The following is a 2480-nucleotide window of genomic DNA, read 5'->3' as shown; positions in this document are numbered from 1 at the left end:
GCGGAAGGGTCCGACCGGACCGCGGGCACTCCCGCTTCACCAGGGCTCGCCGCCGAAACCCCGGCGGCGCGTGGGCCATCCGAGCCGGGCGGCGGCGCCGACGTGTTCGTTCCGGAGGTCAGGACCGCCACGATCGCGCGCGGCGACAGCCTATGGGAGATCAGCCGGCGCACCTACGGCGCGGGCGACCGGTACTCGGTGATCTACGACGCCAACCAGGACCAGATCCGCGATCCCGACCTGATCTATCCCGGGCAGATCTTCGTGCTGCCGAGCGAGGGCGCGCCCGAGGCCGGACCGGCCGGGGAGCGCGGCTGACGGCCTGAGCGGGCTTTCGATCCCGGGCCTCGCCCGAACGGGCCGGTCCGCCTCAAGAATTGCTGGAACCGCGCGGGGACGACGCTGTTTCGCGCTTCGATTTCGCGGGTGATCGAGAAGGTGGGCCAAGGTGGTTGCGGGCGTCGACAGGCACGAGCTTCGGCAGATCGTCGCCGGCCTCAGCGAGGGGGTGATCCTGGTCGAGCCCGACCAGACCATCGCCTACGCCAACGCGGCCGCGCTGGCGATGCACGGGGCCGAGACGCTGGGCGAGCTCGGCGAGACCGTGGAGATCTACCGCGAGCGCTTCGCCCTGCGCTACCGCAACAACCACACCCCGAACCAGTACCCGATGGAGCGGGTCGTCTCCGGCGAGCGCTTCCACGACGTCATCGTCGACGTGAAGCGCACCGACCGGCCCGGCGTCGACTTCGTCCACTCCCTGCGCAGCCTGGTGGCGACCGACCGCGAGGGCACCCCGAGCTGCCTCGCCCTGATCCTCAAGGACGTCTCGGAGCAGTTCGAGGCCGAGGACCGGTTCGAGACCACCTTCAACGCCAACCCGGCACCGGCCGTGATCTGCCGGCTGTCGGACCTGCGCCACGTCAAGGTGAACGTCGGCTTCCTGGAGATGACCGGCTACACCCGCGACGCCGTGATCGGCCGCAGCGTCTACGAGGTCGACGTGCTGGCCAACGCCCGCAACCGCGACCTCGCGATCAACCGGCTGAACGAAGGCGCCACCATCCCGCAGATGGAGGCCTGCCTCGACCTGCCGGACGGCGGCACCCGCTTCGTCATCGTCGCCGGCCAGCCGATGGAGCTCGGCGACGAGCCGTGCATGCTGTTCACCTTCGCCGACCTGGAGCTGCGCAAGAAGGCCGAGACCGCGCTCCGCCAGAGCGAGGAGCGCTTCGCCAAGGCGTTCCGCCTGACGCCGGTGCCGACGCTGATCGCGCGCGCCGAGGATTTCGCCGTCACCGGCGTGAACGAGGCCTTCGCCCGCGTCTTCGGCTACGCGGCCGACGCGATGGTGGGGCGCTCGCCCGGCGAGATCGGCCTCTGGGTCCACGATGCGGCGCGGACCCGGTTCGAGACCGCGTTGCTGCGCACCGGCTTCGTACTCGGGCTCGAGGTCTGCCTGCGCCACCAGGACGGGACGAGCCTCGATTGCCTCGCCTCGGCCGAGCGCGTCGAGATCGGCGACACGGCCTTCGCCCTCATCGTCCTGCAGGACATCACCGCGCGCAAGCGCAGCGAGCGCGAGATGTTCGAGGCGGTCGAGGCGGCGATGGCCGACACGTCCTGGTTCAGCCGCGGGCTGATCGAGAAGCTCGCCAACCTGCGCCGGCCGGGCACCGACCACCGGGACGGCATCGCCCCGAACCTCACCGTGCGCGAGCGCCAGATCCTCGACCTGATCTGCCAGGGCCTGGGCGACGAGGCGATCGCGCAGCGCTTGAACCTGTCGCGCAACACGGTGCGGAACCACTCCGCCTCGCTGTACCGCAAGCTCAACGTCCACAAGCGCACGGAAGCGATCGTCTGGGGCCGGGACAACGGCTTCCCGCTGTCGCCGCCTGACAAAAAATGACCGTCCAACCAGCACGTCTGCATCATTGCCTCGCCGGATCGGCGGGCCATCTCAGGCTTCGACGTCATCCTGGCCGCCGCGGAGATCCAGCATGAGCACGCAGAAGACATCCGAGCACGCCGACAAGATCAAAGGCTCGGTCAGGGAGGCGATCGGCAAGCTGATCGGCGACGGACAGGTCGAGACCGAAGGCAAGGATCAGCAGAAATTACCGAGCGACGGCGTGAAACCAAAGACCCGGTCCAAGCCGTAGCCTCACCCGTATCGCTCATTCCCCTCGAAAACCTAACGTAGGATAAGAACATCATGGTCGACACGGATCGGATCACGGGCGCCGCCAAGGAGTTCGGCGGCAAGGTGCAGGGCGCGGTCGGCGACCTCACCGGCTCGAAGCGCGACTCGGTCGAGGGCCGCGCCCGCGAGGCGCAGGGCGCCGCCGAGAACCTCTACGGCCAGGCCAAGGACACCGTCCGCGACGCCGCCGAGACGGTGGCCGACACCGCCCGCGACCTCGGCGGCCGCGTCCGCGACGCGGTCGGCAACCTCGTCGGGTCGGACGACGTCGAGG

Annotated in this window: 4 protein-coding genes; all 4 read left to right on the top strand. The window is 69.6% G+C overall.

The annotated features are described in order from the left end of the window. On the top strand, window positions 1-318 hold a 318-nt coding region (locus tag FV222_RS23120), incomplete at its 5' end, for a LysM peptidoglycan-binding domain-containing protein (protein WP_147815737.1). A gap of 130 nt (window positions 319-448) precedes the next feature. After that, the gene (locus FV222_RS23115; RefSeq protein WP_147815736.1) at window positions 449-1912 is read left to right on the top strand and encodes a helix-turn-helix transcriptional regulator; all 1464 of its coding nucleotides are present in this window, start codon (window positions 449-451) and stop codon (window positions 1910-1912) included. Window positions 1913-2003: 91 nt separating this feature from the next. Next, window positions 2004-2165, top strand: a complete 162-nt coding sequence (locus FV222_RS23110) for a CsbD family protein (protein ID WP_147815735.1) — start codon at window positions 2004-2006, stop codon at window positions 2163-2165. Between the two features lie 53 nt (window positions 2166-2218). After that, window positions 2219-2480, top strand: a 262-nt coding sequence (locus tag FV222_RS23105; RefSeq protein WP_147815734.1) for a CsbD family protein, incomplete at its 3' end; no start/stop codon positions are given.

Origin of the sequence: Methylobacterium sp. WL103, from assembly GCF_008039885.1 — a bacterium.
Lineage (GTDB): Bacteria > Pseudomonadota > Alphaproteobacteria > Rhizobiales > Beijerinckiaceae > Methylobacterium > Methylobacterium cerastii.
This window is presented reverse-complemented; position numbering and strand designations above follow the sequence as displayed.

Excerpts from the sequence above, each read along its gene's own strand:
- FV222_RS23110 (WP_147815735.1), top strand. The coding sequence starts at position 2,004 with ATGAGCACGCAGAAGACATCCGAGCACGCCGACAAGATCAAAGGCTCG.